This is a genomic window from Actinoplanes sp. CA-051413 (assembly GCF_050955795.1).
Lineage (GTDB): Bacteria > Actinomycetota > Actinomycetes > Mycobacteriales > Micromonosporaceae > Actinoplanes.
This window is the reverse complement of the sequence record NZ_CP192100.1, coordinates 9,502,456-9,527,802: the sequence shown is the minus strand read 5'-3', so window position 1 is coordinate 9,527,802 and position 25,347 is coordinate 9,502,456. Positions and strand designations below refer to the sequence as shown.

Here is a 25,347-nt window from a genome sequence, read left to right as displayed (position 1 = left end):
AACAGCCGTTGAGCGTGCGAAGTTGGGGAGAACATCGGCGCAGGACGTCCCCAGAGGGCTCGAGGGCCCAGCAGAGTCTCCCGGCGGCGATAGAGTGAGAGAGCACAGGTATCACCGATACCCGTGCGCTGGCCCCGCCAGTTCATTGGCGCACGGCACGTGAGGAGCACGAGGGCATGTTCGAGCGGTTCACCGACCGAGCGCGACGGGTTGTCGTCCTGGCCCAAGAAGAGGCCCGGATGCTCAACCACAACTACATCGGGACAGAGCACATCCTGCTCGGTCTCATCCACGAGGGCGAAGGCGTTGCCGCGAAGGCTCTGGAGAGCCTCGGCATCTCCCTCGAGGGTGTCCGGCAGCAGGTCGAGGAGATCATCGGTCAGGGCCAGCAGGCGCCGAGCGGGCACATCCCGTTCACGCCGCGGGCCAAGAAGGTGCTGGAGCTCTCGCTGCGCGAGGCCCTGCAGCTCGGCCACAACTACATCGGCACGGAGCACATCCTGCTCGGGCTGATCCGTGAGGGTGAGGGCGTCGCCGCCCAGGTGCTGGTCAAGCTCGGCGCCGACCTCAACCGGGTCCGTCAGCAGGTCATCCAGCTGCTCTCCGGCTACCAGGGCAAGGAGCCGGCCGCCGCCGGAGCCGCCGCGGGCGAGGCCGCCCCGTCGACGTCCCTGGTGCTCGACCAGTTCGGACGCAACCTGACCCAGGCCGCCCGCGAGGGCAAGCTCGACCCGGTCATCGGCCGGGAGAAGGAAATCGAGCGGGTCATGCAGGTGCTCTCCCGCCGCACCAAGAACAACCCGGTGCTGATCGGCGAGCCCGGCGTCGGCAAGACCGCCGTCGTCGAGGGGCTGGCGCAGTCCATCATCAAGGGCGAGGTGCCCGAGACGCTGAAGGACAAGCAGCTCTACACGCTCGACCTCGGCGCGCTGGTCGCCGGTTCCCGCTACCGCGGTGACTTCGAGGAGCGCCTGAAGAAGGTGCTCAAGGAGATCCGCACCCGCGGCGACATCATCCTGTTCATCGACGAGATCCACACCCTGGTGGGTGCGGGTGCCGCCGAGGGCGCCATCGACGCCGCCTCGATCCTGAAGCCCATGCTCGCGCGTGGTGAACTGCAGACCATCGGTGCGACCACGCTGGACGAGTACCGCAAGCACCTCGAGAAGGACGCCGCGCTCGAGCGCCGCTTCCAGCCGATCCAGGTGGGTGAGCCGTCGCTGGCCCACACCATCGAGATCCTCAAGGGCCTGCGGGACCGCTACGAGGCCCACCACCGGATCAGCATCACCGACGCCGCCCTGGTGGCCGCGGCGACGCTGGCCGACCGGTACATCTCGGACCGCTTCCTGCCGGACAAGGCGATCGACCTGATCGACGAGGCCGGCGCCCGGATGCGCATCCGCCGGATGACCGCACCGCCGGACCTCCGCGACTTCGACGAGCGCATCGCCCAGGTCCGCCGCGACAAGGAGAGCGCGATCGACGCGCAGGACTTCGAGCGGGCCGCGCAGCTGCGCGACAAGGAGAAGCAGCTGCTGGGCCAGAAGGCGCAGCGGGAGAAGGAGTGGAAGGCGGGCGACCTCGACGTCGTCTCCGAGGTCGACGACGAGCAGATCGCCGAGGTCCTCGGCAACTGGACCGGCATCCCGGTCTACAAGCTGACCGAGGAGGAGACCTCCCGGCTGCTCCGCATGGAGGACGAACTCCACAAGCGGGTCATCGGCCAGGAGGACGCGGTCAAGGCGGTCTCGAAGGCGATCCGGCGTACCCGCGCCGGGCTGAAGGACCCGAAGCGCCCCTCGGGCTCGTTCATCTTCGCCGGCCCCTCGGGTGTCGGTAAGACCGAGCTCTCCAAGGCGCTCGCCGAGTTCCTCTTCGGCTCCGAGGACGCGCTGATCCAGCTCGACATGTCCGAGTTCCACGACCGGTACACGGTGTCCCGGCTCGTCGGTGCCCCTCCCGGCTACGTGGGCTACGACGAGGGCGGCCAGCTGACCGAGAAGGTCCGCCGCAAGCCGTTCTCCGTGGTCCTCTTCGACGAGATCGAGAAGGCCCACCCGGACGTGTTCAACACGCTCCTGCAGATCCTGGAGGACGGCCGCCTCACCGACGGTCAGGGCCGCATCGTGGACTTCAAGAACACGGTGATCATCCTGACCACCAACCTGGGCACGCGGGACGTGGCCAAGGCGGTGTCGCTGGGCTTCCAGGCGTCCGAGGACGTGGAGAGCAACTACGACCGGATGAAGGTCAAGGTCAACGACGAGCTGAAGCAGCACTTCCGCCCGGAGTTCCTCAACCGCATCGACGACACGATCGTCTTCCACCAGCTGCGCCAGGACGAGATCCTGCACATCGTCGACATCTTCACCGCGCGGATCGAGACCCAGCTCAAGAACAAGGACATGGGTCTCGAGCTGACCGACAACGCGAAGAAGTACCTGGCGAAGAAGGGCTTCGACCCGGTCCTGGGCGCCCGGCCGCTGCGCCGGACGATCCAGCGCGACCTGGAGGACACCCTCTCCGAGCAGATCCTCTTCAACGAGCTGCGCCCCGGCCAGATCGTGGTGGTGGACTGCGAGGGCGACCCGGAGAACATCGAGAAGTCGAAGCTGACCTTCACCGGAGCCGACCGTGGCGCCGTGGTCCCCGACGCGGTGCCCGCCGACCTCGGCGCGGCCGCGACCGAGGAGTAGGCAGCACGATTTCTGGAACGGCCCGGCGCTTCGGCGCCGGGCCGTTCCGCGTTTATTCACTGGCCGCGGTACGGCGCCCCGGCCGATCATCAACCGCATGCAGGTACCTCAACGGCAGATCCGAGCGGTCCACACCGCCGACACGATCACCGTCTACCAGGCGTACCGCGCGGAGATCGCCGACGCGGCCGTACGCGCCGGCCGCATCGTGGCGCCGTTCAAGCGGGACCGGATGACGTGGATCAAGCCGTCGTTCCTGTGGATGATGTACCGCTGCGGCTGGGGCGAGAAGCCCGGTCAGGAGCGTGTCCTCGCCGTGGAGATCACCCGGGCCGGGTTCGAGTGGGCGCTGGCCCACGCGTGCATCAGCCACTACGAGATCGGCAGCGGGGAAACGCGCGCCGAATGGTCGCGGCGGGTGCGGCGCAGTCCCGTACGGGTGCAGTGGGACCCGGAGCGTTCGATGCAGCTCGGGGCGCTGCCGTACCGGTCTCTGCAGTTGGGCCTGGGCGGCGAGGCCGTCCCGCGGTACGTGGACGAGTGGACGGTGTCGATCCGGGACGTGACCGACCTGGCCCACCGCGTGCAGTCCACCCGCGACCCGGCCTTGCTGCCGCCGAAACGGCCCTACCCGCTCCCGCCCGACCTGGCGACGGCCATCGCGGCGTGACCAGCCCGGCCGTGTCGGCCCCGGCCGCCCTGCCGGGCCCGGCCGGCCGTGGACGGCTCGGCCGTGGCGGGGCCTGGCCGCGGGCGGCTAGGCCGTGTTTCGTAGCGCTGTGATGTTGCGGCGTGGCGGTGATCGATAACTGAAGAGGTCTCCGGTATTTGGTTCAAGCGACCAAGCCAGAACTTCACACCGGAGACCTCGTGCCGAGCGTAGCGGCAGCGAGGCGACATGACCTGACCGACGTGCAGTGGGCGGCGCTGGAGCCGTTGCTGCCTGCGGGAACAGGTCGTGATCGGCCGCGCAGATGGACTATGAGGCTGATCATCGACGGGATCAGGTGGAGGGTGCGTACCGGCTCACCGTGGCGAGACGTGCCCGCGGTGTATCCGCCGTGGCAAACCTTGTATCGCTGGTTCCGGCGCTGGCAGCGTGACGGCGTCTGGGCGCAGGTCCTGGCCTCGCTGCAGGCCCAGGCGGATGAGGCGGGGTTGATCGGCTGGACGGTGAGCGTGGATTCGACGATCAGCCGTGCTCATCAGCACGCGGCCGGAGCCCGTCGAGACGGCCAGATGCAGAAGGAACCGCCTGGCGGTGTGCAGGCAGAACCCACCGATCATGGGCTCGGCCGATCGAGGGGTGGCTGGACGACCAAGACGCATCTGGCCTGCGAGCAAGGCCGCAAGCTGATGTCGCTGGTGGTGACCGCCGGGCAGCGCGGCGACAGCCCGCAGTTCGTCCCGGTGCTGGCCAAGGTGCGGGTCACCCGAGCCGGTGGCGGCCGGCCACGGACCCGGCCCGACATGGTGCTGGCCGACAGGGCGTACACGTCCAAGGCCAACCGAGCCCACCTGCGATCCCGCAACATCCGAGCGTGTATTCCGAGCAAGACCGACCAGGACGCCCACCGCAAGGCCAAAGGGTCGAAGGGCGGGCGTCCACCCGCCTTCGACCCCGAGGCCTACCGCCTGCGTCACGCCGTGGAGTGCGGCATCAACCAGCTCAAACAACACCGCGCCATGGCCACCAGGTACGACAAACTCGCCGTGCGCTACGAAGCCACCCTCACCATCGCCGCCATCAACCAATGGCTCCGCGCCCTACGAAACACGGCCTAGGTCAGTGGGGGGAAGCGGGGTGGGTGGTCGCCGGCCAGCACGAAGCGGTCCGCGTCGGAGTCCAGCGGCTCGACCAGCCCGTCCGTGACCAGCCCGGACAGTGCCCGCGCCCGCTGCACCTCGTCCGCCCAGACCGCGTCCAGCCGCTGCCGGGGCACCGGCCCGGTCGAGTGCCGCAGCACCTCCAGCAACAGCCCCCGGACCTGCCGGTCGGTGCCCGCGTACTTCTGCGGCCGCCGGGTCGGACCCGCCGGCGCCGGCGCACCGCTCTGCCGCCACGCGCACACCGCCTCGAACGGGCAGTCCGGGCAGCGCGGTGAGCGGGCCGTGCAGATCAGCGCCCCCAGCTCCATGAACGCGATGCTGGCCCGGGCCGCCCGGGCCGGTTCGATCGGCAGCAGCTCCGCCATCGCGGCCAGGTCAGCCGTCGTCGTGGTCGGCCCCGCGTCCGGATCACCGGCGACCGCCCGGGACACGACCCGGCGGACGTTGGTGTCCACGACCGGGTGACGCTGCCCGTACGCGAAGGTCGCCACCGCCCTGGCCGTGTACATTCCCACGCCCGGCAGCGCCAGCAGCTGCTCCAGGTCGTCGGGCACCTGCCCGCCGTGGCGTTCCACGATGGCCACCGCGCACGCGTGCAGCCGCATCGCCCGGCGCGGATAACCCAGCCGGCCCCACATCCGGATGGCCTCGGACGGGGGATCCTCGGCCAGGGCCGCCGGTTCCGGCCAGCGTGTCATCCACGCCTGCCAGGCCGGCGTCACCCGGACCACCGGTGTCTGTTGCAGCATCACCTCGCTGACCAGCACCGCCCAGGCGCTGGTGCCGGGGACCCGCCAGGGCAGGTCGCGGGCGTTGGCGTCGTACCACTTGATGACCGAGTCGGCGAGCGTCATACGGCTTAGGATGCCCGAGTGAACGAGCTTGCCATCACCGTCATCGGTCCCGACCGGACCGGCATCGTCGCCGACGTCTCCGAGGCGCTCGCCGGGGTCGGGGCCAACCTGTCCGACTCCACCATGACCCGGTTGCGCGGGCACTTCGCGATGACCCTCATCTGCACCGGCGCCGCCGCCGACGATGTGGAGAAGGCGCTGGCCCCGCTGAGCGGGCTGCTGGCGACCGTCCGGGCGGTGGCTCCCGAGGCGGACACGGACGCGGCGGGGGAGCCGTACCTGGTCAGCGTGCACGGCGCCGACCGGCTCGGGATCGTCGCGGCCGTCACCCGGGTGGTCGCCGCCGCCGGCGGCAACATCACCGACCTCACCACCCGCCTGACCGGCCCGCTCTACGTCCTGATCGCCGAGGTCGACGTGCCGCCCGGCGCGGCCGACGACCTGGCCGCCCGCCTCGCCGTGGCCGCGCAGGAGCTGGGCGTCGAGGTGACGCTGCGCCGCGCCGAGTCGGACGTCCTGTGAGCGACGCCCTGGCCGACTGGAAGCCCGACGTGCTCGGCGTCGAGGGCAAGGTGCTGCCCGTGGTCACCGCCCCGGCCGGCGTGCTCAGCAGCGCCGGCGCCGAGGTCGACCCGGCCGACCCGGCGATCGTGCAGCTCGCCGCGGACCTGGTCGCCACCATGCGGGTCTCGCCCGGCTGCGTCGGGCTGGCCGCGCCGCAGGTCGGGGTGGGTGCGCAGGTGTTCGTCGTGGACGTGACCGAGCATCCGAAGACGGTGACCGCGCACGGCACGTTCGTGCTGTGCAACGCCCGGGTCGTCGAGGCGAGCCGGTGGCGGCCCGGCCGGGAGGGCTGCATGTCCGTGCCGGACCTGACCGGCGACGTGAAACGCGCCGGCCGGGTGGTGGTCGAGGCCGTCCTTCCGGGTACGGGTGAGCCGGTGCGGCTGACCACGGACGCGTTCGAGGCGCGGGCGCTGCAACACGAGATCGACCACTGCGCCGGAAAACTATTCCTCGACCGGGTCGCCGGTGCGCACGCCGTCTACCAGCGCAAGGTCTATCTCTAACGATCAGCGCGCGAGACGGTGTCGCATTATCGGCGCGTCGCGGCGGTCATGCCCTCTTCGCGGGGATACCGTGCACCCATCATGCGTTCGACGGTCGGTCCCCTTCCTGCCGCCGTGTACTGGCGGCGTCGCGCTGTGGTGCTCGGAGCACTGCTGCTCGGCGTCATCGTGCTGTTCGTGTCCTGCTCCGGCGGGGACGACAAGAACAGCAATCGCGGCAAGGGCGCTTCCTCGCAGGCGCCGCTCACGCCTCCCTCGGCGTCGAACACCCCCGAGGAAGAGCCGTCCTTCACCGACCCCGGACCGGGCGCGGGCAACCCGTCGCTGCCGGACCCGGGCGAGCTGACCGCCAGCGGCGCCGGCGCCAACCCGTCGGCCGGCGTCGGCGCGAACCCGGGCGACGGCACTCAAGGCGGCACTCAGGACGGTACGCAGGGCGGCACAACCGACACGAACGTGGCGGCAGCCGGTGGCGTGTGCACCGACGCGGAGATGTCCCTGACGCCGATGCCGGCCGCTACGACAGTCCGCCGTGGTGCCCCGCTGGCGGTGCGCCTCAAAATCAAGAACATCTCGGCCCGTACGTGCACCCGCGACGTGGGCCCGGACCTCCAGGAGCTCTACCTCGGCCAGGGCGCCGGCCGGGTCTGGTCCTCGGACACGTGCAGCACCGTCAAGGGCTCCGAGGTCCGCACGTTCCCGCCGAACGGGGAACGCGAATACAACGTGACCTGGAACGGCAAGCAGGCCAACAAGTGCGCGGGCGGGCTGGCCACTGGTACGGCGCCGGCCGCGGGCGTCTACGAGATGCACTTCCGGCTGGGCGCCAAGGTCAGCGCCCCGGTCACCATCAACATCACCGCCTGAGTCGATCTACGCCGGCCGGGCGGGGCGTTCGTAGAGGAACTCCGTGCCGTCCTCTTCGTCCCACTGCTCGCCGACGTGCTCGAACCCGAACCCCGCGATGGTCGCCAGCGACGCAACGTTCTGCGGGCTGATGCTCGCCCGCACAGTCACCACAGACTCCTCACCAGCCGCCCACCGCAGCAGCTCAGTCACCATGGCTTTCGCGTATCCGCGCCTGCGGTAAGCCGGGTCCGTGCTGTAGCCCATTTCCACCATGCCCGCGCTGTCCGGCGGCCCGTGGAAGCCGCCCGCCCCCACCACCACACCGTCAGGCACCGACACGGCCGCGCGGACGATCCAGTCGGCGGACGTCGGATCCCCCGCGATCTGGTCGAGGCGCATGCGCCACAGCCAGGTCACCTCATCGCTGAGGAACCACTTCGACAGCGGAATGCCGGTCGCCGTGCGCGCAGCCGCCAGGTCGCCGGCCAGCAGCGCCTCGAGGACCGGGGGTGGCAGGCGTACGAAGCGCACCGCCGGCTGGTCGGCGCTCATTCAGAGCCGTGGTACGTGCCGGTGTCGTCGGTGGCGTCCGCGAAGTCGGCGAAGTCCACGTTACCGACGGCCAGGTTGGCCGAGACGTCGGTGAACGACGCCGGCCGTACCCGGAATGTCCGGCCCGGCTCCTCGGCGAGGTCGATCGCGAGCAGCGGGTGCTCGTCGTCGGTGAGGGCGACCTGGTCGACCAGGAACAGGTACGCCAGCTTGTCGTCCTCGCTCGCGGCGGCGTCCGCCTCCACCAGGTTCTGGATCGTCACCCCCGCGTACGCCGGGTCGCTGACGTAGGTGGCGCTGCGGTGGGCTCCTTCGCTGCGCATCACTGCCCGCAGCTCGTCCCAGGCCGCATCGTCGCTGAAGTCCGCGCGCAGGACCAGGGAGGTCAGATCGTTGGGCGCAGGCAGGGGTGTGGGGATAGCAGTCATGGTGAGGCGAAGCCTAGACGTAGCGCTCGAGGATCGAGGCCTCGGCCAGGCGGGACAGGCCCTCGCGGACCCCGCGGGCGCGGGCGTCGCCCACCCCTTCCACCGCCTGGAGGTCCTCGACCGTGGCGCCGAGCAGGCGTTGCAGGCTGCCGAAGTGGTCGACGAGGCGTTCGACGATCTGGGCCGGCAGGCGGGGAACCTTGGCCAGCAGCCGGAAGCCGCGGGGGCTCACCGCCGCGTCCAGGGCGTCGGAGGCGCCCGCGTAGCCGATCGCCTTGGCCACCGCGACCAGGTCGATCATCTCGGTGGCGGTCAGCAGGTCGAGCTCGACCAGGGCCTCGTCGAGCGTGCGGGCCTTGCGCCCGGTCGGCAGGTAGTCGCGGATGACCAGCGTGCGGTCGGAGTCGACGCCGGCCATCAGCTCGTCGAGCTGCAGGGCCAGCAGGCGGCCGTCGGTGCCCAGCTCGACCACGTAGCCGGAGATCTCGTCGGCGATGCGGCGGACCATCTCGAGGCGCTGCACGACCGCCACCGCGTCGCGGACGGTGACCAGGTCTTCGATCTCCAGCGCGGAGAGCGTGCCGGACACCTCGTCGAGGCGCAGCTTGTAGCGCTCGAGGGTGGCCAGGGCCTGGTTGGCGCGCGACAGGATGGCCGCGGAGTCGTCCAGGACGTGCCGCTGGCCGTTCACATACAGCCCGATGATGTGCATGGACTGGCTGACCGAGATCACCGGGAAGCCGGACTGCTTGGCGACCCGCTCGGCGGTGCGGTGCCGGGTGCCGGACTCCTCGGAGTGGATGCCGGGGTCGGGCATCAGGTGCACGGCGGCCCGGACGATGCGGGTGCCGTCGCTGGAGAGCACCACCGCGCCGTCCATCTTGCACAGCTCGCGCAGGCGGGTCGCGGAGAACTCCACGTCGAGCGGGAAACCGCCGGTGCAGATCTGCTCGACCACCGCGTCGTAGCCGAGCACGATCAGCGCGCCGGTGCGGCCGCGCAGGATGCGCTCCAGGCCGTCGCGCAGGGCGGTGCCCGGAGCCATCAGGGCGAGGTTGGCGCGCAGCGGGTCACCGCTGACTCCGCCGCCGGTCAGGCCGGGCGTCGTCGGGGTCATCGGACGGGCTGCCGAACCGTTGACGCCGGCAGCAGCGCCATTGGCATGGCGGTTTGATGAGGCATCGCGGTCGAGCGGCACCTGTACATTCTACGGACTCGTATCCAGGTCAACGAGCCGCGGTTCCGCCGGGGCTCCAGAGCGTGATCGACGGTCACTGCCGGTGAGCGTGCGGCGCGGCTCATTCGGCTGACGCCCGGGCTGCCCACTGCACCGCGGTCTGCAGGTCGCCCACCTCGACGACGCGCATGCCCTTGGGTGGGCTGTCGCCCTCGCCGGCGCCGTACCCGGGCGGGACCAGGGCGAAGCGGAAGCCCAGCCGGGCCGCCTCGGCCAGCCGCCGACCGATCGCGCCGACCCGGCGCACCTCGCCGGTCAGCCCCACCTCGCCGATCGCCACCAGGTGCGGGGCCATCGCCAGGTTGAGCGCGCCGGAGGCCACCGCCAGGGCCATCGCCAGGTCGGCCGACGGCTCGGTGACCCGGATGCCGCCGACGGTGGCCGCGAAGACCTCCCGGTCGTGCAGCTTGATCTTTTCCATCCGGCGCTGCAGCACCGCCAGCACCATGGCCAGCCGGGCGCTGTCGAGCCCGGAGACCGTGCGCCGGGGCGAGCCCTGCACCTGGGCGCCGATCAGGGCCTGCACCTCGGTGACCATCGCCCGGCGGCCCTCCATCGCCACGGTGACGCAGGTGCCCGGCACCGGCTCGTTGTAGCGGGTGAGGAACAGCCCGGACGGGTCGGCCAGGCTGACGATGCCGGTCTCGTGCATCTCGAAGCAGCCCACCTCGTCGGCCGGGCCGTAGCGGTTCTTCACGCCGCGGACCAGGCGCAGCGACGAGTGCTTGTCGCCCTCGAAGTGCAGCACCACGTCGACCAGGTGCTCGAGCACCCGCGGACCGGCGACCGAGCCGTCCTTGGTGACGTGCCCGACCAGCACGGTGGCCACCCCGCGCTCCTTGGCGATGCTCACCAGGGCCGCGGTGACGGCGCGGACCTGGGTGACACCGCCGGGCACACCCTCGGTGCCGGGCGCGGAGATGGTCTGCACCGAGTCGATGATCAGCAGGCCGGGCTTGACCGCGTCGAGGTGACCGAGGACCGCGCCGAGGTCGCTCTCGGAGGCGAGATAGAGATTGTCGTGCAGGGCGCCGAGCCGCTCGGCCCGCAGCCGCACCTGGCTGACCGACTCCTCGCCGCTGACCACCAGCGAAGGGGTGTTGGTGCCCGCGGCCCATTGCTGGGCGACGTCGAGCAGCAGGGTCGACTTGCCGACGCCGGGCTCGCCGGCCAGCAGCACCACCGCGCCCGGCACCAGGCCGCCGCCGAGCACGCGGTCGAGCTCGGAGACGCCGCTGGGCACGGCCTTGGCCGGGGCGGCACTGATGGTCTTGATGGGACGGGCCGGCTCGGACGGCATCCGCGAGCTGACCACCCGGCCGGACACCACGGGACCGGTCAAGGTGGACTCGATGATCGAGCCCCACTCGTTGCACTCGGGGCAGCGGCCCAGCCACTTGGGCGGCTGATGCCCGCACGCGTCGCACTGATAGGCAGGCCGCGGCTCAGAGCGGGCACGGGACGGAGTGCGGGAAGTCGTCACACCAGTCACGCTAGCCCGCCGGTATGACAAACCGGGGACTTACTCCCCTTCGCCGAGATTCTCCTCCGGACCGATGCCGGGCGCCCGCGACGCCGGGCTCAGCGGGATGGCCATCGGGGCCTGCAGGACCAGCGGCTGCGCGCCGTTGCTGAACTCGAACACCAGGTTGATCGACTGACCCGGGACGAGCTTGCCGCTCAGGCCGATGGCCTGCAACTTCTCGGCGTCCGCGGGCAGGAAGGTGGCCGCGCCGAGCGGTCCGATCTCGATCCGGGCCGGCCGTGCCGTGGCGCCCGCCGGGGTGGGCGCGGTCGAGGGCGCCTCGCCTGGGCTCGGGTTGGTGCTCGGGTCCGCGCTGGGGATCTGGTTGCTGTTCTGGTCGTCCTCGGTGTCCGAGGGCCGGCTGCCGGAGGGCTCCGGGATGGCCGTCGACGGCGCGGAGGGCGCCGTCGAGGCGCCGCCGACCAGGCCGACGGACCGCGCGGAGACCACGGTGTCCTGCTCCGTGGTGTCGGCGGCCGGCTGGCTGCTGACCAGGACGGTGATGGCCTGCCTGGTCTGGTTGTAGAGGCCCAGCTGCAGCGGCGCGGCGGCGCCGGCCGGGTAGCCGGTGGTGCCGTCGTACGCGACCGCGAGGTTGCGGATGTAGACCGAGGCATCGGAGCTCTGCGCGTTCACGCCGTAGACCGACGGGTTCTTGAGGGCCGTCTCGGCGACCTGACCAGCGCTGCAGCCGGCGAGCGCGATGGCGGCCAGCGTGGCGACACCCGTGGCCACAGCGGCGCGGCGGGTTCCCGGCGAGCGCATCACAGTCCTCCAAGAAACTCGAGAATGCTCCGCGGATCAGCCTAGAGGGCGTGGATCCGGCGCGTACGGCGACCCGTCCATTCACACCACCCGGCCGCTGAACACGAGCAGCACGACGTCGAGGAGTGCCACCACGATGACCGATCGAAACATCGCGACCTGCCGGGTGCCGCGGCGGAGGGCCTGCTGACCCGCGTACCAGCCCAGCGGCAGGACCACGACGGCGGCCGCGGCGACCGCGATGCCCGGCCACGACGGCGACCCGTCCGGTCCGAAGACCAGGATGAGGGTCGCGGCCAGCAGCAGACCCGCCGCCGCGAACTGGGAACCGGTCGCGCCGAGGCGGTGCGGCAGCCCGACGACGCCGGTCGCGGCGTCGTCGGCCAGGTCCGGCAGCACGTTGGCGAAGTGTGCCCCGCCGCCGAGCAGCGCGCCGGCGGCGACCAGCCAGGCCGGCGGCCAGGGGTGCCCGGGCAGGGCGAGCACCACGAAGGCGGGCATCAGCCCGAAGGCCACGAGGTAGGGCAGGACCGACAGCGGGGTGGACTTGAGCGGCCAGTCGTAGAGCAGCGCGAAGATCCCGACCAGGGTGACGCAGATCGCGGCGGCTGCCCCGAAGGGCAGCCCGAGCAGGGGGATCGCCAGCGAGGCGACCAGGCCCGCGACCCCCACGGTACGGCGGGAGACCACCCCCGAGGCCACAGGCTTGTCGGTCCGCCCGGCCACCCGGTCCCGATCGGCGTCCAGCCAGTCGTTCACCCAGCCCACCGAGAGCTGGGTGGCCCCGATGGCGGCGGCGACGCCGAGCACGCTCCAGCCCCGATGCCCCACCCCGACGGCGAGCAGAGTCATGGCCAGCGTGACGGCTCCGCCCGGTTCGGGGTGGGAGGCCTTGAGCAGAGCGACGGGTCGGAACATGAAAGCAGTGTGGTGGTTGTGACCCACTCGTGCCACGCTCGATCACATGCCCCCGCTGCCCCGCAACGATCCTCGTCAGTACGACGACCTGGCCGGCGAGTGGTGGCGGCCGGGTGGAGGCTTCGAGATCCTGCACTGGCTGGCGCGGGCCCGCGGCGCGCTGGTGCCACCGGCGCAGCGCCCGGCGGCGATCCTGGTGGACGCGGGATGCGGCGGCGGCCTGCTGGCCCCGCACGTCGAGCGGCTCGGCTACCGGCACGTCGGCGTCGATCTGCGCCGCGCCGGGCTGGAGCAGTCCGCGGCCCGGGGAGTGACCCCGGTGACCGGCGACATCACCGCGTTGCCGCTGGCCGACGGCTCGGCCGACGTGGTGGTCGCCGGCGAGATCCTCGAGCACGTCACCGACCTGCAGGCCGCGGTGGCCGAGCTGTGCCGGGTGCTGCGGCCGGGCGGGCTGCTGGTGCTGGACACGGTCAACGGCACCCGGACCGGCCGGTTCCTGACGGTCACGCTCGGCGAGCGCTTCGGCGTGGCGCCGGTCGGCCTGCACGATCCGGACCTGTTCGTCGACCCGGGTGAGCTGACCATGGAATGCGCTAAGCACGGCGTCAAGTTGCTGGTCCGCGGGCTGCGCCCGAGCGTGGTCGGGCTGATCCGGTGGCTGTTCCTGCCCACCGGTCCCGGGGCGGGTCCGCTGGGCCGGATGATCCCGACCCGTTCCACCGCAGTGGTCTACCAGGGCATGGGCCGCAAACAGGGGGAGATGGCATGACGACTGTCGAGGAGGCGCGCCGGCTGGCGCCGCGGTTCGCGGCCCGGGCCGCGGAGCACGACCGGGAGGGTGTGTTTCCGGCGGCCGACTTCGCCGACCTGCGCCGCTCCGGCATGTTCGGGCTGATGGTGCCCGAGCGGCTGGGCGGCGCCGGAGCGGGCTTCGCCGACTACGCGGCGGTCGCCTACGAGCTGGCCCGGGGCAACGGCGCCACGGCGCTGATCTTCAACATGCACGCCTCGGTCACCGGCGCGCTCGGCGGCGTCACCAACGAACTGGCCGAGGCGCTGGGCCTGCCCCCCGAGGCACTGGAGGCCCGCGACCGCTACCTGCGCGCGGCCGCCGAGGGCAGCTGGTACGCGGTGGCGATGAGCGAGCGCGGCGCCGGGTCCCGGCTCTCGCAGATGACCACCAGTTATGAGGAGACCGACGAGGGTTTCCACATCAAGGGCGCCAAGACGTTCTGCTCGGGGGCGGGGCACGCGGACGCGTACCTGGTGGCGGCCCGCAGCTCGGCCGACCCGGACAAGGTCTCGCAGTTCCTGGTCCCGCCGGGTGAGGGCCTGACCGTCGAGCAGACCTGGGACGCGCTGGGCATGCGCGCGACCGGTTCCAACGACGTGCACATCGACGTCACCGTCCCCACCACAGCCCTGCTCGGCGGGGTGGAGGGGCTGGCGCTCGTGGTCGCCCAGCTCGCCCCGCACTGGATGGTGGCCAGCTACGCGGCGGTCTACGTGGGGGTGGCCCGGGCGGCGGTGGACGCGGCGGTCGAGCACGTCACCGCCCGGGGTCTGGGGCACCTGCCGGCCGTACGGGCGCGGATCGGGCGCGCGGACGCGGCTGTCGCGGCCGCGCATCTGGCCGTCATGGAGGCCGCCCGCCGGGTCGACGAGGAGCCCGGCGAGGCGGAGACCAACCGCTGGGTGTGGCGGGCCAAGCTGCTGGCCGGCACGACGGCGGCGGAGGTGGCCGCCTCGATGCTGGAGGCGGCGGGCACCTCGGCGATGCGGCGCGGGCACCCGCTCGAACGCCTCTACCGCGACGCCCGGGCCGGATCACTGCAGCCCGCGACCTCCGACGTGTGCGCGGACTGGCTCGGCGTCGAGGCGCTGGGCGGTGATCCGGACTCGCAAGGCTCCGCCCCGCGGTGGTGAACGCTTTTCGCGGGTAAGGCACCAGTCGGCGGGGTTCGGCCTGGGGAGGCACAAGTGAAAAGAATCGGTCAGGCAGTGATCGCCGGCCTGGGTACGGCATTGCCACCGGCAGCGGCACAGGACGACCTGTGGGAGGGCTTCTTCTCGCAGCACTACACGGGCGGCCGTCGCGGACTGGCGAAGCGGATCTTCGCCAACTCGGGGGTACGCACCCGGCAGGCGGCGGTCAGCCCGCTGCTGGAGGACGTCTCCGGCTGGTCCACCGAGCGCCGGATGCGCCGCTACCAGGTCGAGGCCATGCCGCTGGCCAAGGAAGCGGTCGGCCGGGCACTCACCGAGGCCGGAGTCGCCGCCGACGAGCTGGGCATGCTCGCCGTCTGCTCCTGCACGGGCTACGCGACGCCCGGCCTGGACATCCTGCTGGCCCGGGACATGGGCATGGCACCGTCGTTGCAGCGGCTCTTCGTCGGGCACATGGGCTGCTACGCCGCGCTGCCGGGCCTCGGCACAGCAGCGGACTACGTCGCGGCCCGTGGCCGCCCGGCGTTGCTGCTCTGCGCCGAACTCACCAGCCTGCACATCCAGCCTGCGGATTCGCGGGCGGACATCCAGCAGATCGTCTCGCACGCGCTCTTCTCGGACGCCGCAGCCGCCGTCGTGCTCACCCCGGAGAGCCAACCCGGAGGGTACGTCGTCAGCGACGTCGCCGCGCTCACGGACACCACCACAGCCGGCCACATGACCTGGGACGTCACCGACCTCGGCTTCCGGATGGGCCTGTCACCGCAGGTCCCCGACGTACTGGCGCTGCACGTCCGGGCCATGGTCGACGACCTGCTGACCCGCAACAACCTGACGATCGCGGACGTGGACGGCTGGGCGGTGCACCCGGGCGGCCCGAAAATCCTCGACGTGGTGCAGGAACAGCTCGAACTGACAACCGAGGCGATGACGGCGTCCCGGGAGGTGCTGGCGACGTACGGGAATTGCTCGTCCCCGACGGTATTGCTGGTCCTGGACGCGCTGCGGCGCAGGCCACAGCCGCCGCGCCGGATCGTGATGCTGGCGTTCGGGCCGGGCCTCACGCTCTATGGCGTCCTGCTCGACACACCCTAGGGTTGTCGCGTGCGAGAGGACCGGGCTGCGGGCGCGACGCTCTACGCGTTCGCCCTGGTCCTGCTGCTGGTCGGGGGCGTGTGGTTCGTCCGCGCGGCCCCGGAGGTGGGAGAGGACCCGGCGGTGGTGGCCGGCCGGGCCACGGTCGAGCGGCTGCTGCCCGACCTGCCGCGGCAGGCGGGGGCGGAGACGATGGTGCTGGCCGCGGGCGGGCGCAAGGAACTCAACACGTCGGTGGTCGGCGGGGCGTACGCGCTGGCGATGCTTTGCGTGGGTGATGGCCAGGTCCGGGTACGGCTGAGCGCTACGGGGGAGGATTCGGGGCGGGCGGTGCCGTGTTCGGCGGAGGAGCCGGAGCCGGTGGAGCTGACGGTCGGTCTGGCGGACGACCTCTTCATGGCTGTGTCGGCAGAGACCCGGGGCGCCGCGGTCTTCCGCTGGCGCGTCATCCGGACCCGCTCCTATTGATCCGTCTCGCGGGCTGATCCGCCTCGCTGTGCTGTTGCGCTCCTCATGCCGGTCCGTCTCGCGGGCTGGTGCGTTTCGCGGGCAGATCCGTGCCGCGCGGACTGATCGATTCGTCGGCTGACTCGCCTTGCGAACCAGCCCGTTGGCGAGCTGGTCCGCCTTCCGATCTGATCCGGTCGCGCATGTGGCTGGGCCGTCTCGGGCGGGCTGGGACGCCTCGTGTGCTGCCCTCTCGCATTTGCTGCGCCTCATGACAAGCGTCACTTACCGGTCGGATCTTGCCGGCCTCATCCCGCTGTCGACCGCAGCCCCCCGGTCGGGGCTGTCACGCAGCGTCAGAGTCGGGCGAGGTCGGGGCGGAAGTCCTCGATCGAGAAGGTTCGAGCGATCTTGCGGACGATTTCACCCCCGCGGTTGACCAACAGGACCGCCGCGGTGCCGTCGGGCGTGCCGAGCTGGAGCCCCGCGCGGAGCTCTCCGGTGGGGTCACGCAGCGCGCGCACTGTCTTGGTCTGAGTCTGTGGCGCGGCGTTCGTGGGCGGGGCGCCACCGGTCTGCCCGGCGGCGGGAGCGGCGACGACCGTCACCACGGCGATCCCGGGCGGTGCCGCAGCAGTGGTGTCAGCCACCAGGCTCGCGCAGTCGCAACCGTCGGTGAGCAGCACGACCGCCGGCAACTGGGCCCGGAGCGGGACGGTCTTGCCGTCGCCGCCCATCAGCTCCAGGGCGGGCAGGGTGTCACCGCGGTCGTCGGTCGTGGTGGCGGTGCGCTGGGTGGCCGGTGAGCGGGACGGCCCGGGCCAGGCCGAGGCGAACAGGCTGGCCACGGTGACCAGGACGGCCATCGAGATGATCAGGACCGGGGCGCGCAGGCAGGCGGCGCCGACCCGGCGGAGGACGCGCATGCCGGGGCGGTCGGTGAACTGCTGCCAGCGGGTGCGCTCCTGCGACCGGTGCAGCTCGGCCTGGACGGCGCTGACCTCTTCGGAAAGCTCGGAGAGGTCGTCCGGGATGACGATGACGCCCCACTCCTCGGGGAGGTCCGGCAGACCGTCAGGGGAGCCGCCATCGGGCGGCCAGTTGCCGCCGTTGTCGCTCATACTGCCCACGATTCACCCTCCCCCCTGCCGACGAGTCTCGCGTGGCCGGGGACCTGCGTCCAGCCTCCCCCAAGCACGCCCTCGACCGCCAGTGGTGGGCGGTTCCGGTCGCTAGCGATAAGCTTGACCTCGCAAAGGCTTCAGGTCCGGAATATCCGACTCGCTGAGTCAAGTGGTCACGACGTGGTCACCCTCCGTTACTGAGGCAGCTCTTCGCCCGCATGTCAAGCGGTAGAAAGACGGCTCACAGGGCCTCTGAGCTGCACTAACAGTCACGGCCAGGGTGGGACATCGCTGCCTGAGCGTGTTACCCTAGACACAGCGAAAGGGGTTTCGAACCTATGGTTTTCAGTGTCGGCGAGACCGTTGTTTACCCCCACCACGGGGCCGCACTCATCGAGGCAATCGAGACTAGGGTCATCAAGGGCGAGCCGAAGCAATATCTCGTTCTGCGAGTCGCCCAGGGCGACCTTACTGTCCGGGTGCCCGCTGAGAACGCCGAGATCGTCGGCGTGCGTGAAGTGGTCGGCGAGGAGGGCCTGGGCAAGGTCTTCGACGTCCTCCGCGCACCGCACACCGAGGAGCCGACCAACTGGTCGCGGCGTTACAAGGCCAATCTCGAGAAGCTCGCCAGCGGTAACCCGCTGAAGGTCGCCGAGGTCGTCCGTGACCTCTGGCGTCGTGAGCGCGAGCGTGGTCTCTCGGCTGGGGAGAAGCGCATGCTCGCCAAGGCCCGCGACATCCTCGTCGGTGAGGTGGCCCTCGCCGAGAAGAGCACCAAGGACGAGGCGGAAGTCCTCCTCGACAAGGTGCTCACCGAGGCGTGACGTTCCCACCACCTCAGCACCACCCCCCACGGTGACAGCAGCCGAACAGGACCGCGACGTGACCGCGCAGCTCAATGCTCGCGGTGACGTCGCGGTCCTCGTTCCGGCCGCCGGCGCAGGTCTGCGCCTGGGCCCGGGCGGGCCGAAGGCCCTGCGCCTGCTCGCGGGGGAGCCCCTTCTCGTGCACACGGTCCGGCGCATCGCGGCAGCCCCGTCGGTGCGCCTGATCGTCGTGGCCGCCCCGGCCCCTGAGGTTGACGCAGTGCGCGCGCTGCTTGCTCCGGTTGCCCCTGTGACTGTGGTCGCGGGTGGGGCTGAGCGGCAGGATTCGGTGGCGGCGGCGCTTGCGGTCGTACCGGAGGATGTCGGGATCGTGCTGGTGCACGACGCGGCGCGCGCTCTTACGCCGCCGGAGCTGATCGAGTCGGTTGCGGCTGCGGTTCGGAGCGGGCGGCCGGCGGTGATTCCGGTTCTGCCGGTAGTGGACACCATCAAAGAGGTCGGCTTCGTCGACCCGGTCGATCTTGCGTACCGCGCCGGCGTTGGTTCGGCCGGTTCTGCTGGCCTCGGCATTACCGACAGCGGGTCTGCCAGCTCTGGCTCCGCCAGCTATGCCAGCCTCAGTTCTGCCGGTCCTGCCAACGTCGTTTCTGCTGGCTCTGCCGGCTTGAGCCCCGTCGATCCTGCCGATCCGGCGCACCCTGCCGATCCGGCGGACCCTGCCGATCCGGCGGACCCTGCCGATCCGGCGGACCCTGCCGATCCGGCGGACCCGGCCGAACCTGCCGACCCGGCCGATCCGACAGACCTGGCCGACCCTGCTGATCCGGCCGACCCTGCTGATCCGGCCGATCCCTCTGATCTTGCGGACCCTGCCGACTCGGTCCGTGCCGTGACTGCCGACCCCGGCCGCGCCGTAGCCGCCTCCGCCGGCCTCAGCCCCACCCTCACCCCGGTTGAGGTTGTGCTCGGGACGGTTGATCGGTCTGTTCTGCGGAGTGTGCAGACGCCGCAGGGGTTTCGGCGGGATGTGCTTGCTGCTGCGCATGCTGCCGGGCTCGGCGCCCATACCGACGATGCCGGGATGGTCGAGAAGGCGGGCGTTCCGGTCACCTGCGTGCCCGGGTCGGAGCTCGCCATGAAGATCACCCGTCCGCTGGACCTGGTGATCGCCGAGGCGCTGCTGCACGTAGCCTGACGCGGTGACTTCTGTGAGCCCGCCCAGTCAGCGTGTCGGGATCGGCACCGATGTGCACGCCTTCGATCCGGCGCGGGTCTGTTGGGTGGCCGGCCTCATGTGGCCCGGTGAGTCCGGGCTGGCCGGGCACTCCGACGCCGATGTCGCCGCCCATGCCGCCTGCGATGCGCTGCTCAGCGCCGCCGGGCTCGGTGATCTCGGCAGCAACTTCGGGACCGCCGAGCCTGAGTGGGCCGGAGCCGCCGGGGTGACGTTGCTTGCCGAGACCGTTCGGCGGCTTGCCGAGCATGGCTACGCGGTCGGCAACGTGTCGATTCAGGTCATCGGGAACAAGCCGAAGATCGGCAAGCGCCGCGAAGAAGCGCAGCAGGTGCTTTCTGCGGCGGTCGGTGCGCCGGTCACTGTCTCCGGCACCACCACGGATGGGCTCGGGCTCACTGGGCGTGGTGAAGGGCTTGCTGCTGTCGCCACCGCGCTGATCTATTCGGCGTGAGGCTGCCCCGGGCGGGGTGATCTCGCGGTGGAAGACCTACGCTCGATGGGTGTCGAGCGAGCCCACGTCCCAGTCCGAGCCGGAAACCACCCCTGAGGAGTACCGGCAGCGGGCCCTCCTGATGGCTGACCTCGGCCGCTACGACGAGGCGGTCGGGGAGATCGCCAGTGGTCTGGCCGCCGCGCCTGATGACGCCGCGCTGCTGACCACGTTGGCGCGGGTGCACCTGGCCGCGGCGCAGCCGGTGGATGCGCTGGCTGCCGCGGACCGGGCCGTCGCGGCCGCACCCGGGACGGTGGGGCCGCTGGTCGCGCGGGCGATGGCGTTGTCGGACGAGCGGCGGTTCGGCGAGGCCGCCGAGGTGGCGGCTTCCATCCTGGCGGTCTGGCCTGCTGACCCGTACGCGCAGCGCACCGGGGCGGCCCTGCTGAGTGAGGCGCGTAACGGCCAGGACGCGCTCAATGCCGCGTGGAACGGGGTACGGCTCACGCCCACCGATGCCGAGGCGCATCTGGTGCTGGCTGTGGTGGCGGCGCGGCTGCGGTTGTTCGACCTGGCGCAGCGGGCGTACGGGGAAGCCCTCGACCTCGACGCCACGATCGGCGACGCGCAGCAGGACGTCGGCGTGGTCCGGCTGGAACGCCGCCGCTGGGCGCTGGCCCTCGAGAGCCTGGCCGACGCCGCCCTGCCCGTTCCGGAGCCGGTCGCCGAGGAGGTGCCGGCCCTGCCGCCGCCTCCGGTCACCCGGCCGGCCGGGCCGGTGCTGGACCGCTCGGCCCTGGTCGCGGACACGTTCCGGCAGGCCGTTCTGTACGGCAGCAACGGGGTGCTGATCGCCGCCGTGCTCGCCGCCGTGATGACCACTGCCAGCACCGGCGTGGCCCGGATGTGGGGCGGGGTCATCGGGGTGGTGGTCGTGGTGGCCGTCGCGGTCTGGCTCACGCGTGCTCTGCCGGTTCCCATCGGTGTTGCTCTCGGCGAGATCCGCGGTTCGGGCCGGCTGGTCGCCGCGGTCTATGCGACGGCGTTGGCGCCGCTGGGCCTGGTGGCGTTCGCGGTGCTCGGCGGCGTCATCCCGTTGGTCATCGCGATGCTTGTCGCTGCCGCCGCCGAGCTCGTCGTTCTGACCCAACGCCGTTAAGGGCAGCCTGATGCGGGTGAGGGCTGCCTGATGCAGGTGAGGCCAGCCTGACACGGGTGAGGCCAGCCTGATGCAGGTGAGGCCAGCCTGACACGGGTGAGGCCAGCCTGATGCAGGTGAGGCCAGCCTGACGCGGGTGAGGCCAGCCTGATGCCGTTAAGGAAGGCCCGACGCCGGTGAGGCCACCCTGATGCGGGTGAGGGCGCCTGATGCCGGTGAGGCCAGCCTGAAGCGGGCGAGGGTGCCTGATGCCGGTAAGGGCAGTCCGACGCTGGTGAGCGCCGGGCTCAGGCTGCGGCTCCGAAAAGGGGAGCGGCGCCGGGTTCGGTGGCGGCGAGGGTTGTGCGTACTGCTGTTTCGGCCCGGCCGGCGGTGCCGAGGGCGTCCAGGGCCAGCAGCGCCGCCCCCACAGCCGGTGGCGTGTCCAGGACGCCGACCCGTACCCGTGGAGCTTGCGTCACCGCCCCCCGGACCACCTGGTCGTGCAGCACCGGGTGCTGCGCCCGGAGGACCCCGCCGCCCAGCACCAGCGCGTGCGGTTTCTCCAGCAGGCCGAGCCGGGTCGCCGCCACCCGGTGCTGGGCCAGGATCTCCGTCACCTGGCGGTCGACCAGCTGCCCGGCCACCTGATCCCCCTGCGTGGCGATCTTGAACAGCAGCGGCGTCAGTTCGCGGACCCGGGCCGGGTCCAGCTCGCCGAGGTGCAGGGCGATGCTCACCTCCTCCACAGTCGAGTAGCCGAAGTGGTTCGCGACCGCCTGCGACAGCGACGTCTTGTCGCCGCGGCCGTCTTCGCCGCGGGCGGCCATGCGGAGCGTGTGGTCGGCCAGGTCGTGGCCGCCGCCCCAGTCGCCGGAGATCGGGCCCAGGGCCAGGAATCTTGCCGTGCGTCCGTCGGCGGCCCGGCCCACGCAGTTTGTGCCCGCACCGCACACGACCGCGATCGCGTCCGGCATCGAGGTGCCCGCGCGCATGAGGGCGAAGCAGTCGTTGTCCACGATGGTCCGCGCGGTCCAGGACTGCGCTTCGATGGCCGTGTGCAGGCGTTGGACCTCGATCGGCAGGTCGGCGCCGGCCAGGTAGACCGCGGCCAGGTCGATCGGCCTTCCCGGGGTCAGGCCGGCGTCGGTGCGGGCGGCGGCGATCAGGTCCCGCAGCACCTCGATTGTGCCGGTCAGTCCGAGGATGTGCGGGGAACTGGTCGGTCCGCGGACGAAGCCGAGGATCTCGCCCTCCGCCGTGCCGAGGACGACGTCCGTTTTGGAGTTGCCGCCGTCCACGGCCAGGTACAGCGGGTTCATCGAGCCCAGGCCAGGTGCTGCGCACCCGCGGCGAGCAGCTTGCCGGTCAGCGCTTCGGCGTCCTCGTGCTGGCCGATCAGGGGGTGGGCGAGCAGGGCGCGGTAGACCCGGTTGCGGCCGCCGCGTACCGCTGCGTCCAGCGCCAGTTCCTCGTACCCGGAGACGTGCGCGACCAGACCGGCCAGGTCCGGGGCCAGGGGGGTGACCGAAAGGGGCACCGGGCCGGTGCGGCCCACCCGGGCCGACACCTCGATCACCGCCTGGTCCGGCAGGAACGGCAGCGTGCCGTTGTTGCGGATGTTGACCGAGTGGACGCCGTCCGGGTCGTGGCCGTGCAGCGCGGCGATCAGGCCGACCGCGGCTTCGGAGTAGTAGGCGCCGCCGCGTTCGCCGAGCAGGGCCGGCTTCTCGACCAGGGCCGGGTCGCGGTACATCTCCATCAGCGTCGCCTCGATCTCCGCGACGCGCTGGCCCCGGGTCTGGGCTCCGCGGGCCTCCCGGACGTGCCGGTCGTGTGCGTAGAAGTAGCTGAGGTAGTAGCTCGGCACGTTGCCCAGCGTGGTCAGCACCTCCGGTGGCAGGTCCACCTCGTCGGCCAGTTCGCCCAGGTGGGCCGCCAGCAGTTCCGGGAGCCGGTCGACGCCGTCCACGTACGCGGCGCGTTCCCAGGTCAGGTGGTTCAGGCCGACGTGGTCCAGGACGACCACGGCCGGTTCCACGTCGAGCATCCGGGCGAAGCGGCGCTGGAAGCCGATCGCCACGTTGCACAGGCCGACCGCTTTGTGGCCGTCGTCGAGCAGCGCCCGGGTGACGATGCCGACCGGGTTGGTGAAGTCGACGATCCACGCGTCCGGCTTGGCCCGGGCCCGGATCCGGGCGGCCACGTCGAGCACGACCGGCACCGTACGCAGCGCCTTGCCGAGCCCGCCCGCGCCGGTGGTCTCCTGGCCCACGCAGCCGCAGTCCAGCGGGAACGTCTCGTCGCTGATCCGGGCCGCCTGACCACCGACCCGCAACTGGATGACCGCGACGTCGGCGTCGGTGACACCGGCGTCCAGGTCGGTGGTCCAGGTGACCTTGCCCGGGTGGCCGTAGTGCTGGAAGATCCGCGCCGAGAAGGCGCCGACGATGTCGAGCCGTTCCTGTGCGGGGTCGATCAGCACCAGCTCCGACACCATGGTGCCGAGCCGGGCGAACCCGTCCACCAGTTCCGGCGTGTACGTCGACCCGCCGCCGACGACAGCGATCTTCACCCTTTGACTCCCGTGAGTGTGACGCCCTGGACGAATGCCTTCTGGGCGAAGAAGAACACGACGACGATCGGGACCATGGCCAGCACCGTGGCCGCGGTGACCAGGTTCCAGTCGACGTGATGGACACCGTGGAACGAGGCCAGGCCCAGCGACAGCGTCCAGGCGTGCTCGTTCTCGCTGGTGTAGAGCAGCGGGCCGTAGTAGTCGTTCCAGGCGAAGAAGAACTGGAACAGCGCGGCCGCCGCGATCCCCGGCCGGGCCATCGGCACCACGACCCGCAGCAGGGTGCGCCACTCGCCGCAGCCGTCGACCCGGGCCGCGTCCAGGTAGTCGGTCGGGATGGTGAGCAGGAACTGGCGCAGCAGGAAGATGCAGAACGCGTCGCCGAACAACATCGGGATGATCAGCGGCGCGAGCGAGCCGGTCAGGCCGTACCGGGCCCACATCAGGTAGAGCGGGACGGTCACGACCTGCGGGGGCAGCATCATCACGCAGAGCACGGTCAGGAACATGACGTTGCGGCCGCGGAACCTGAGCTTGGCCAGGGCGTACGCCGCGGGCACGCTGGACAGCAGCATCAGCACCGTGGCGGACACCGCGTAGATGACCGTGTTGAGCAGGTAGCGCGGCAGCGGGGTGATCTCGAAGACCCGTACGTAGTTCTCGAAGTGCCACGTGTTGGGCCAGTAGTCGCTGGTCAGGGCCTGGTTGCTGGTCATCACCGAGATCAGGAACAGGTAGACCACCGGGGTCAGGAACATGATGGCCAGCACGATCGCGATGCTGTGCCGGGCTATCCACGCCAGCCGGTGCTGACGCCGTACCTGTCGGATGGTGGGCGGCGCGGCCGCGGCCGGCCGTTCCAGCAGAGCCGTCATTGTTCCTCCCCGGAGAAGGCCTTGGAGCGGCGCAGCAGGATGACCGTCACGGAGAGCGCGACCACGAAGAGCGCGACAGCCATCGCGTTGGCGTAGCCGAGCGCGTTGTAGCGGAAGCCGACCGTGTAGAGCCAGAGCGGATAGGTGAACGTGGAGCCCTCGGGGAAGCCGAACGACGACGAGATGCCGCCGCCGGTCACGGCCTGCCCGCTGGCGATGGACCCGGCCACCGCGGCCTGATCGAAGTACTGGAGCGTGTAGATCACGCCGGTGACCGTGGCGAACAGGATCACCGGCTGGATGGTCGGCAGGGTGACGTAGCGGAAGCGGTGCCAGGCGTTCGCGCCGTCGAGCGCGGCTGCCTCGTAGAGGCTGGCCGGGACGCCCAGCACCGCCGCCAGGAAGATGATCATGATGTCGCCGATGCCCCAGAGGCCGAGCAGCACCAGCGACGGCTTGGACCACTCGGGCGAGTTGAACCAGAGCGGTCCCTCGATGCCGATCCGGGCCAGGAAGTTGTTGACCGGACCCGTGCCCGGCTTGAGCAGGTAGACGAACGCGATGGTGGCGGCCACCGGCGGCGCCAGTGCCGGCAGGTAGAAGATCGTCCGGAAGAAGCCCGCGCCCCGCTTGAGCTGGCTCAGCAGCATGGACAGCCCGATCGCGCTGATGATCCGGACGGGTACGAACACCACGACCATCCACAGCGTGTTGCGGATCGACTGGAGCAGGTACGGGTCCTCACCCATCCGCCGGTAGTTCGCCAGCCCGACCCACTCGGGCACGGTGAGCAGGTCGAACTTGGTGAACGAGAAGTACACGGCGCTGAGCAGCGGGTAGATGAAGAACACCACGATGCCGATCAGCGCGGGGGCGAGGAACGACCACGCGGTCAGGTTCCGGCGCAGGCGCATCC

The 25,347-nt window shown here is 71.2% G+C and carries 26 protein-coding genes and 1 pseudogene; 15 read left to right on the top strand and 12 right to left on the bottom strand.

The features are described 5' to 3' along the window. Nucleotides 1–176 precede the first annotated feature (176 nt). The 3 genes from ACQP2Y_RS44945 (at nt 177) to ACQP2Y_RS44935 (ending at nt 4,484) form a co-directional block, all read left to right on the top strand. Nucleotides 177–2,699, top strand: a complete 2,523-nt coding sequence (locus tag ACQP2Y_RS44945) for an ATP-dependent Clp protease ATP-binding subunit (RefSeq protein WP_433722822.1) — start codon at nt 177–179, stop codon at nt 2,697–2,699. Nucleotides 2,700–2,796: 97 nt separating this feature from the next. Then, on the top strand, nt 2,797–3,369 hold the full coding sequence (locus tag ACQP2Y_RS44940; RefSeq protein ID WP_433722820.1) for a DUF4291 domain-containing protein: 573 nt from the start codon (nt 2,797–2,799) through the stop codon (nt 3,367–3,369). Nucleotides 3,370–3,569: 200 nt separating this feature from the next. Further along, on the top strand, nt 3,570–4,484 hold the full coding sequence (locus tag ACQP2Y_RS44935; RefSeq protein WP_433731979.1) for an IS5 family transposase: 915 nt from the start codon (nt 3,570–3,572) through the stop codon (nt 4,482–4,484). Here ACQP2Y_RS44935 and ACQP2Y_RS44930 read toward each other — a convergent pair. Next, the gene (locus ACQP2Y_RS44930) at nt 4,481–5,383 is read right to left on the bottom strand and encodes an A/G-specific adenine glycosylase (RefSeq protein ID WP_360546066.1); all 903 of its coding nucleotides are present in this window, start codon (nt 5,381–5,383) and stop codon (nt 4,481–4,483) included. The two genes, ACQP2Y_RS44935 and ACQP2Y_RS44930, sit on opposite strands and share 4 nt — an antisense overlap. Nucleotides 5,384–5,401: 18 nt before the next feature. Between ACQP2Y_RS44930 and ACQP2Y_RS44925 the strand changes: the two genes are divergently transcribed. The 3 genes from ACQP2Y_RS44925 (at nt 5,402) to ACQP2Y_RS44915 (ending at nt 7,320) form a co-directional block, all read left to right on the top strand. Beyond that, nucleotides 5,402–5,905 (top strand): glycine cleavage system protein R, encoded by a 504-nt coding sequence (locus ACQP2Y_RS44925; RefSeq protein ID WP_360546064.1) that lies wholly within the window; start codon nt 5,402–5,404, stop codon nt 5,903–5,905. Next, nucleotides 5,902–6,453, top strand: coding sequence for a peptide deformylase (locus ACQP2Y_RS44920; protein ID WP_360825718.1), 552 nt, complete (start codon nt 5,902–5,904; stop codon nt 6,451–6,453). Before ACQP2Y_RS44925 ends, ACQP2Y_RS44920 begins: the two co-directional genes overlap by 4 nt. An 81-nt stretch (nt 6,454–6,534) precedes the next feature. Beyond that, nucleotides 6,535–7,320 carry an adhesin gene (locus ACQP2Y_RS44915; protein WP_433722817.1) on the top strand — a complete coding sequence of 262 codons (786 nt, stop codon included), beginning with the start codon at nt 6,535–6,537 and terminating at the stop codon, nt 7,318–7,320. Nucleotides 7,321–7,326: 6 nt separating this feature from the next. Here ACQP2Y_RS44915 and ACQP2Y_RS44910 read toward each other — a convergent pair whose 3' ends face one another. The 6 genes from ACQP2Y_RS44910 to ACQP2Y_RS44885 form a co-directional block, all read right to left on the bottom strand. Next, nucleotides 7,327–7,854 carry a GNAT family N-acetyltransferase gene (locus ACQP2Y_RS44910; RefSeq protein ID WP_433722815.1) on the bottom strand — a complete coding sequence of 176 codons (528 nt, stop codon included), beginning with the start codon at nt 7,852–7,854 and terminating at the stop codon, nt 7,327–7,329. Then, entirely contained in the window at nt 7,851–8,282 is a 432-nt protein-coding gene (locus ACQP2Y_RS44905; RefSeq protein WP_433722813.1) for a DUF6924 domain-containing protein, read from the bottom strand. Before ACQP2Y_RS44905 ends, ACQP2Y_RS44910 begins: the two co-directional genes overlap by 4 nt. 13 nt (nt 8,283–8,295) lie before the next feature. Then, nucleotides 8,296–9,480: a DNA integrity scanning diadenylate cyclase DisA gene (gene disA, locus ACQP2Y_RS44900; protein WP_433722811.1), complete on the bottom strand. Its 1,185-nt coding sequence runs from the start codon at nt 9,478–9,480 to the stop codon at nt 8,296–8,298. Nucleotides 9,481–9,580: 100 nt separating this feature from the next. Beyond that, nucleotides 9,581–11,002: a DNA repair protein RadA gene (gene radA / locus ACQP2Y_RS44895; protein WP_433722809.1), complete on the bottom strand. Its 1,422-nt coding sequence runs from the start codon at nt 11,000–11,002 to the stop codon at nt 9,581–9,583. Between the two features lie 39 nt (nt 11,003–11,041). Next, complete coding sequence (locus ACQP2Y_RS44890; protein WP_433722807.1) at nt 11,042–11,809, bottom strand: hypothetical protein; 768 nt, start codon at nt 11,807–11,809, stop codon at nt 11,042–11,044. An 81-nt stretch (nt 11,810–11,890) separates the two neighbouring features. Further along, nucleotides 11,891–12,727: a UbiA family prenyltransferase gene (locus ACQP2Y_RS44885; protein ID WP_433722805.1), complete on the bottom strand. Its 837-nt coding sequence runs from the start codon at nt 12,725–12,727 to the stop codon at nt 11,891–11,893. A 46-nt stretch (nt 12,728–12,773) separates the two neighbouring features. Here ACQP2Y_RS44885 and ACQP2Y_RS44880 point away from each other — a divergent pair, with 46 nt between their 5' ends. The 4 genes from ACQP2Y_RS44880 (at nt 12,774) to ACQP2Y_RS44865 (ending at nt 16,240) form a co-directional block, all read left to right on the top strand. Next, on the top strand, nt 12,774–13,499 hold the full coding sequence (locus tag ACQP2Y_RS44880) for a methyltransferase domain-containing protein (RefSeq protein ID WP_433722803.1): 726 nt from the start codon (nt 12,774–12,776) through the stop codon (nt 13,497–13,499). Beyond that, the gene (locus ACQP2Y_RS44875) at nt 13,496–14,656 is read left to right on the top strand and encodes an acyl-CoA dehydrogenase family protein (RefSeq protein ID WP_433722801.1); all 1,161 of its coding nucleotides are present in this window, start codon (nt 13,496–13,498) and stop codon (nt 14,654–14,656) included. Before ACQP2Y_RS44880 ends, ACQP2Y_RS44875 begins: the two co-directional genes overlap by 4 nt. A 63-nt stretch (nt 14,657–14,719) precedes the next feature. Beyond that, nucleotides 14,720–15,772 carry a type III polyketide synthase gene (locus ACQP2Y_RS44870; protein ID WP_433732364.1) on the top strand — a complete coding sequence of 351 codons (1,053 nt, stop codon included), beginning with the start codon at nt 14,720–14,722 and terminating at the stop codon, nt 15,770–15,772. Between the two features lie 9 nt (nt 15,773–15,781). Continuing rightward, nucleotides 15,782–16,240: a DUF6023 family protein gene (locus tag ACQP2Y_RS44865; RefSeq protein ID WP_433722799.1), complete on the top strand. Its 459-nt coding sequence runs from the start codon at nt 15,782–15,784 to the stop codon at nt 16,238–16,240. Between the two features lie 335 nt (nt 16,241–16,575). Here the strand turns inward: ACQP2Y_RS44865 and ACQP2Y_RS44860 are convergent, their stop codons facing one another. Then, entirely contained in the window at nt 16,576–17,340 is a 765-nt protein-coding gene (locus ACQP2Y_RS44860) for a hypothetical protein (protein ID WP_433722797.1), read from the bottom strand. 341 nt (nt 17,341–17,681) lie between these two features. Between ACQP2Y_RS44860 and ACQP2Y_RS44855 the strand changes: the two genes are divergently transcribed. The 5 genes and pseudogenes from ACQP2Y_RS44855 to ACQP2Y_RS44835 all read left to right on the top strand — a co-directional run bounded on the left by ACQP2Y_RS44855 (nt 17,682) and on the right by ACQP2Y_RS44835 (nt 20,999). Then, nucleotides 17,682–18,167: a CarD family transcriptional regulator gene (locus ACQP2Y_RS44855; RefSeq protein ID WP_026206027.1), complete on the top strand. Its 486-nt coding sequence runs from the start codon at nt 17,682–17,684 to the stop codon at nt 18,165–18,167. 58 nt (nt 18,168–18,225) lie between these two features. Continuing rightward, nucleotides 18,226–18,672: pseudogene (locus ACQP2Y_RS44850) on the top strand (IspD/TarI family cytidylyltransferase); the annotation flags it as partial. After that, nucleotides 18,649–19,365 carry an IspD/TarI family cytidylyltransferase gene (locus ACQP2Y_RS44845; RefSeq protein WP_433732362.1) on the top strand — a complete coding sequence of 239 codons (717 nt, stop codon included), beginning with the start codon at nt 18,649–18,651 and terminating at the stop codon, nt 19,363–19,365. The pseudogene ACQP2Y_RS44850 and the gene ACQP2Y_RS44845, both read left to right, overlap by 24 nt. A 13-nt stretch (nt 19,366–19,378) precedes the next feature. Further along, nucleotides 19,379–19,858 (top strand): 2-C-methyl-D-erythritol 2,4-cyclodiphosphate synthase, encoded by a 480-nt coding sequence (gene ispF / locus ACQP2Y_RS44840; protein ID WP_433732360.1) that lies wholly within the window; start codon nt 19,379–19,381, stop codon nt 19,856–19,858. 49 nt (nt 19,859–19,907) lie between these two features. Then, nucleotides 19,908–20,999 (top strand): hypothetical protein, encoded by a 1,092-nt coding sequence (locus tag ACQP2Y_RS44835; protein WP_433722794.1) that lies wholly within the window; start codon nt 19,908–19,910, stop codon nt 20,997–20,999. 287 nt (nt 21,000–21,286) lie between these two features. Here the strand turns inward: ACQP2Y_RS44835 and ACQP2Y_RS44830 are convergent, their stop codons facing one another. From ACQP2Y_RS44830 to ACQP2Y_RS44815, 4 genes are read right to left on the bottom strand one after another with little or no spacing between them, the layout of a single operon-like run. After that, on the bottom strand, nt 21,287–22,300 hold the full coding sequence (locus ACQP2Y_RS44830; protein WP_433722792.1) for an N-acetylglucosamine kinase: 1,014 nt from the start codon (nt 22,298–22,300) through the stop codon (nt 21,287–21,289). Beyond that, nucleotides 22,297–23,553 (bottom strand): 6-phospho-beta-glucosidase, encoded by a 1,257-nt coding sequence (locus tag ACQP2Y_RS44825; RefSeq protein ID WP_433722790.1) that lies wholly within the window; start codon nt 23,551–23,553, stop codon nt 22,297–22,299. The genes ACQP2Y_RS44830 and ACQP2Y_RS44825 overlap by 4 nt, the downstream gene beginning before the upstream one ends. Continuing rightward, nucleotides 23,550–24,431, bottom strand: a complete 882-nt coding sequence (locus ACQP2Y_RS44820) for a carbohydrate ABC transporter permease (RefSeq protein ID WP_433722788.1) — start codon at nt 24,429–24,431, stop codon at nt 23,550–23,552. The genes ACQP2Y_RS44825 and ACQP2Y_RS44820 overlap by 4 nt, the downstream gene beginning before the upstream one ends. Beyond that, nucleotides 24,428–25,345 carry a carbohydrate ABC transporter permease gene (locus ACQP2Y_RS44815; RefSeq protein ID WP_360821231.1) on the bottom strand — a complete coding sequence of 306 codons (918 nt, stop codon included), beginning with the start codon at nt 25,343–25,345 and terminating at the stop codon, nt 24,428–24,430. Before ACQP2Y_RS44815 ends, ACQP2Y_RS44820 begins: the two co-directional genes overlap by 4 nt. Nucleotides 25,346–25,347 lie beyond the last annotated feature (2 nt).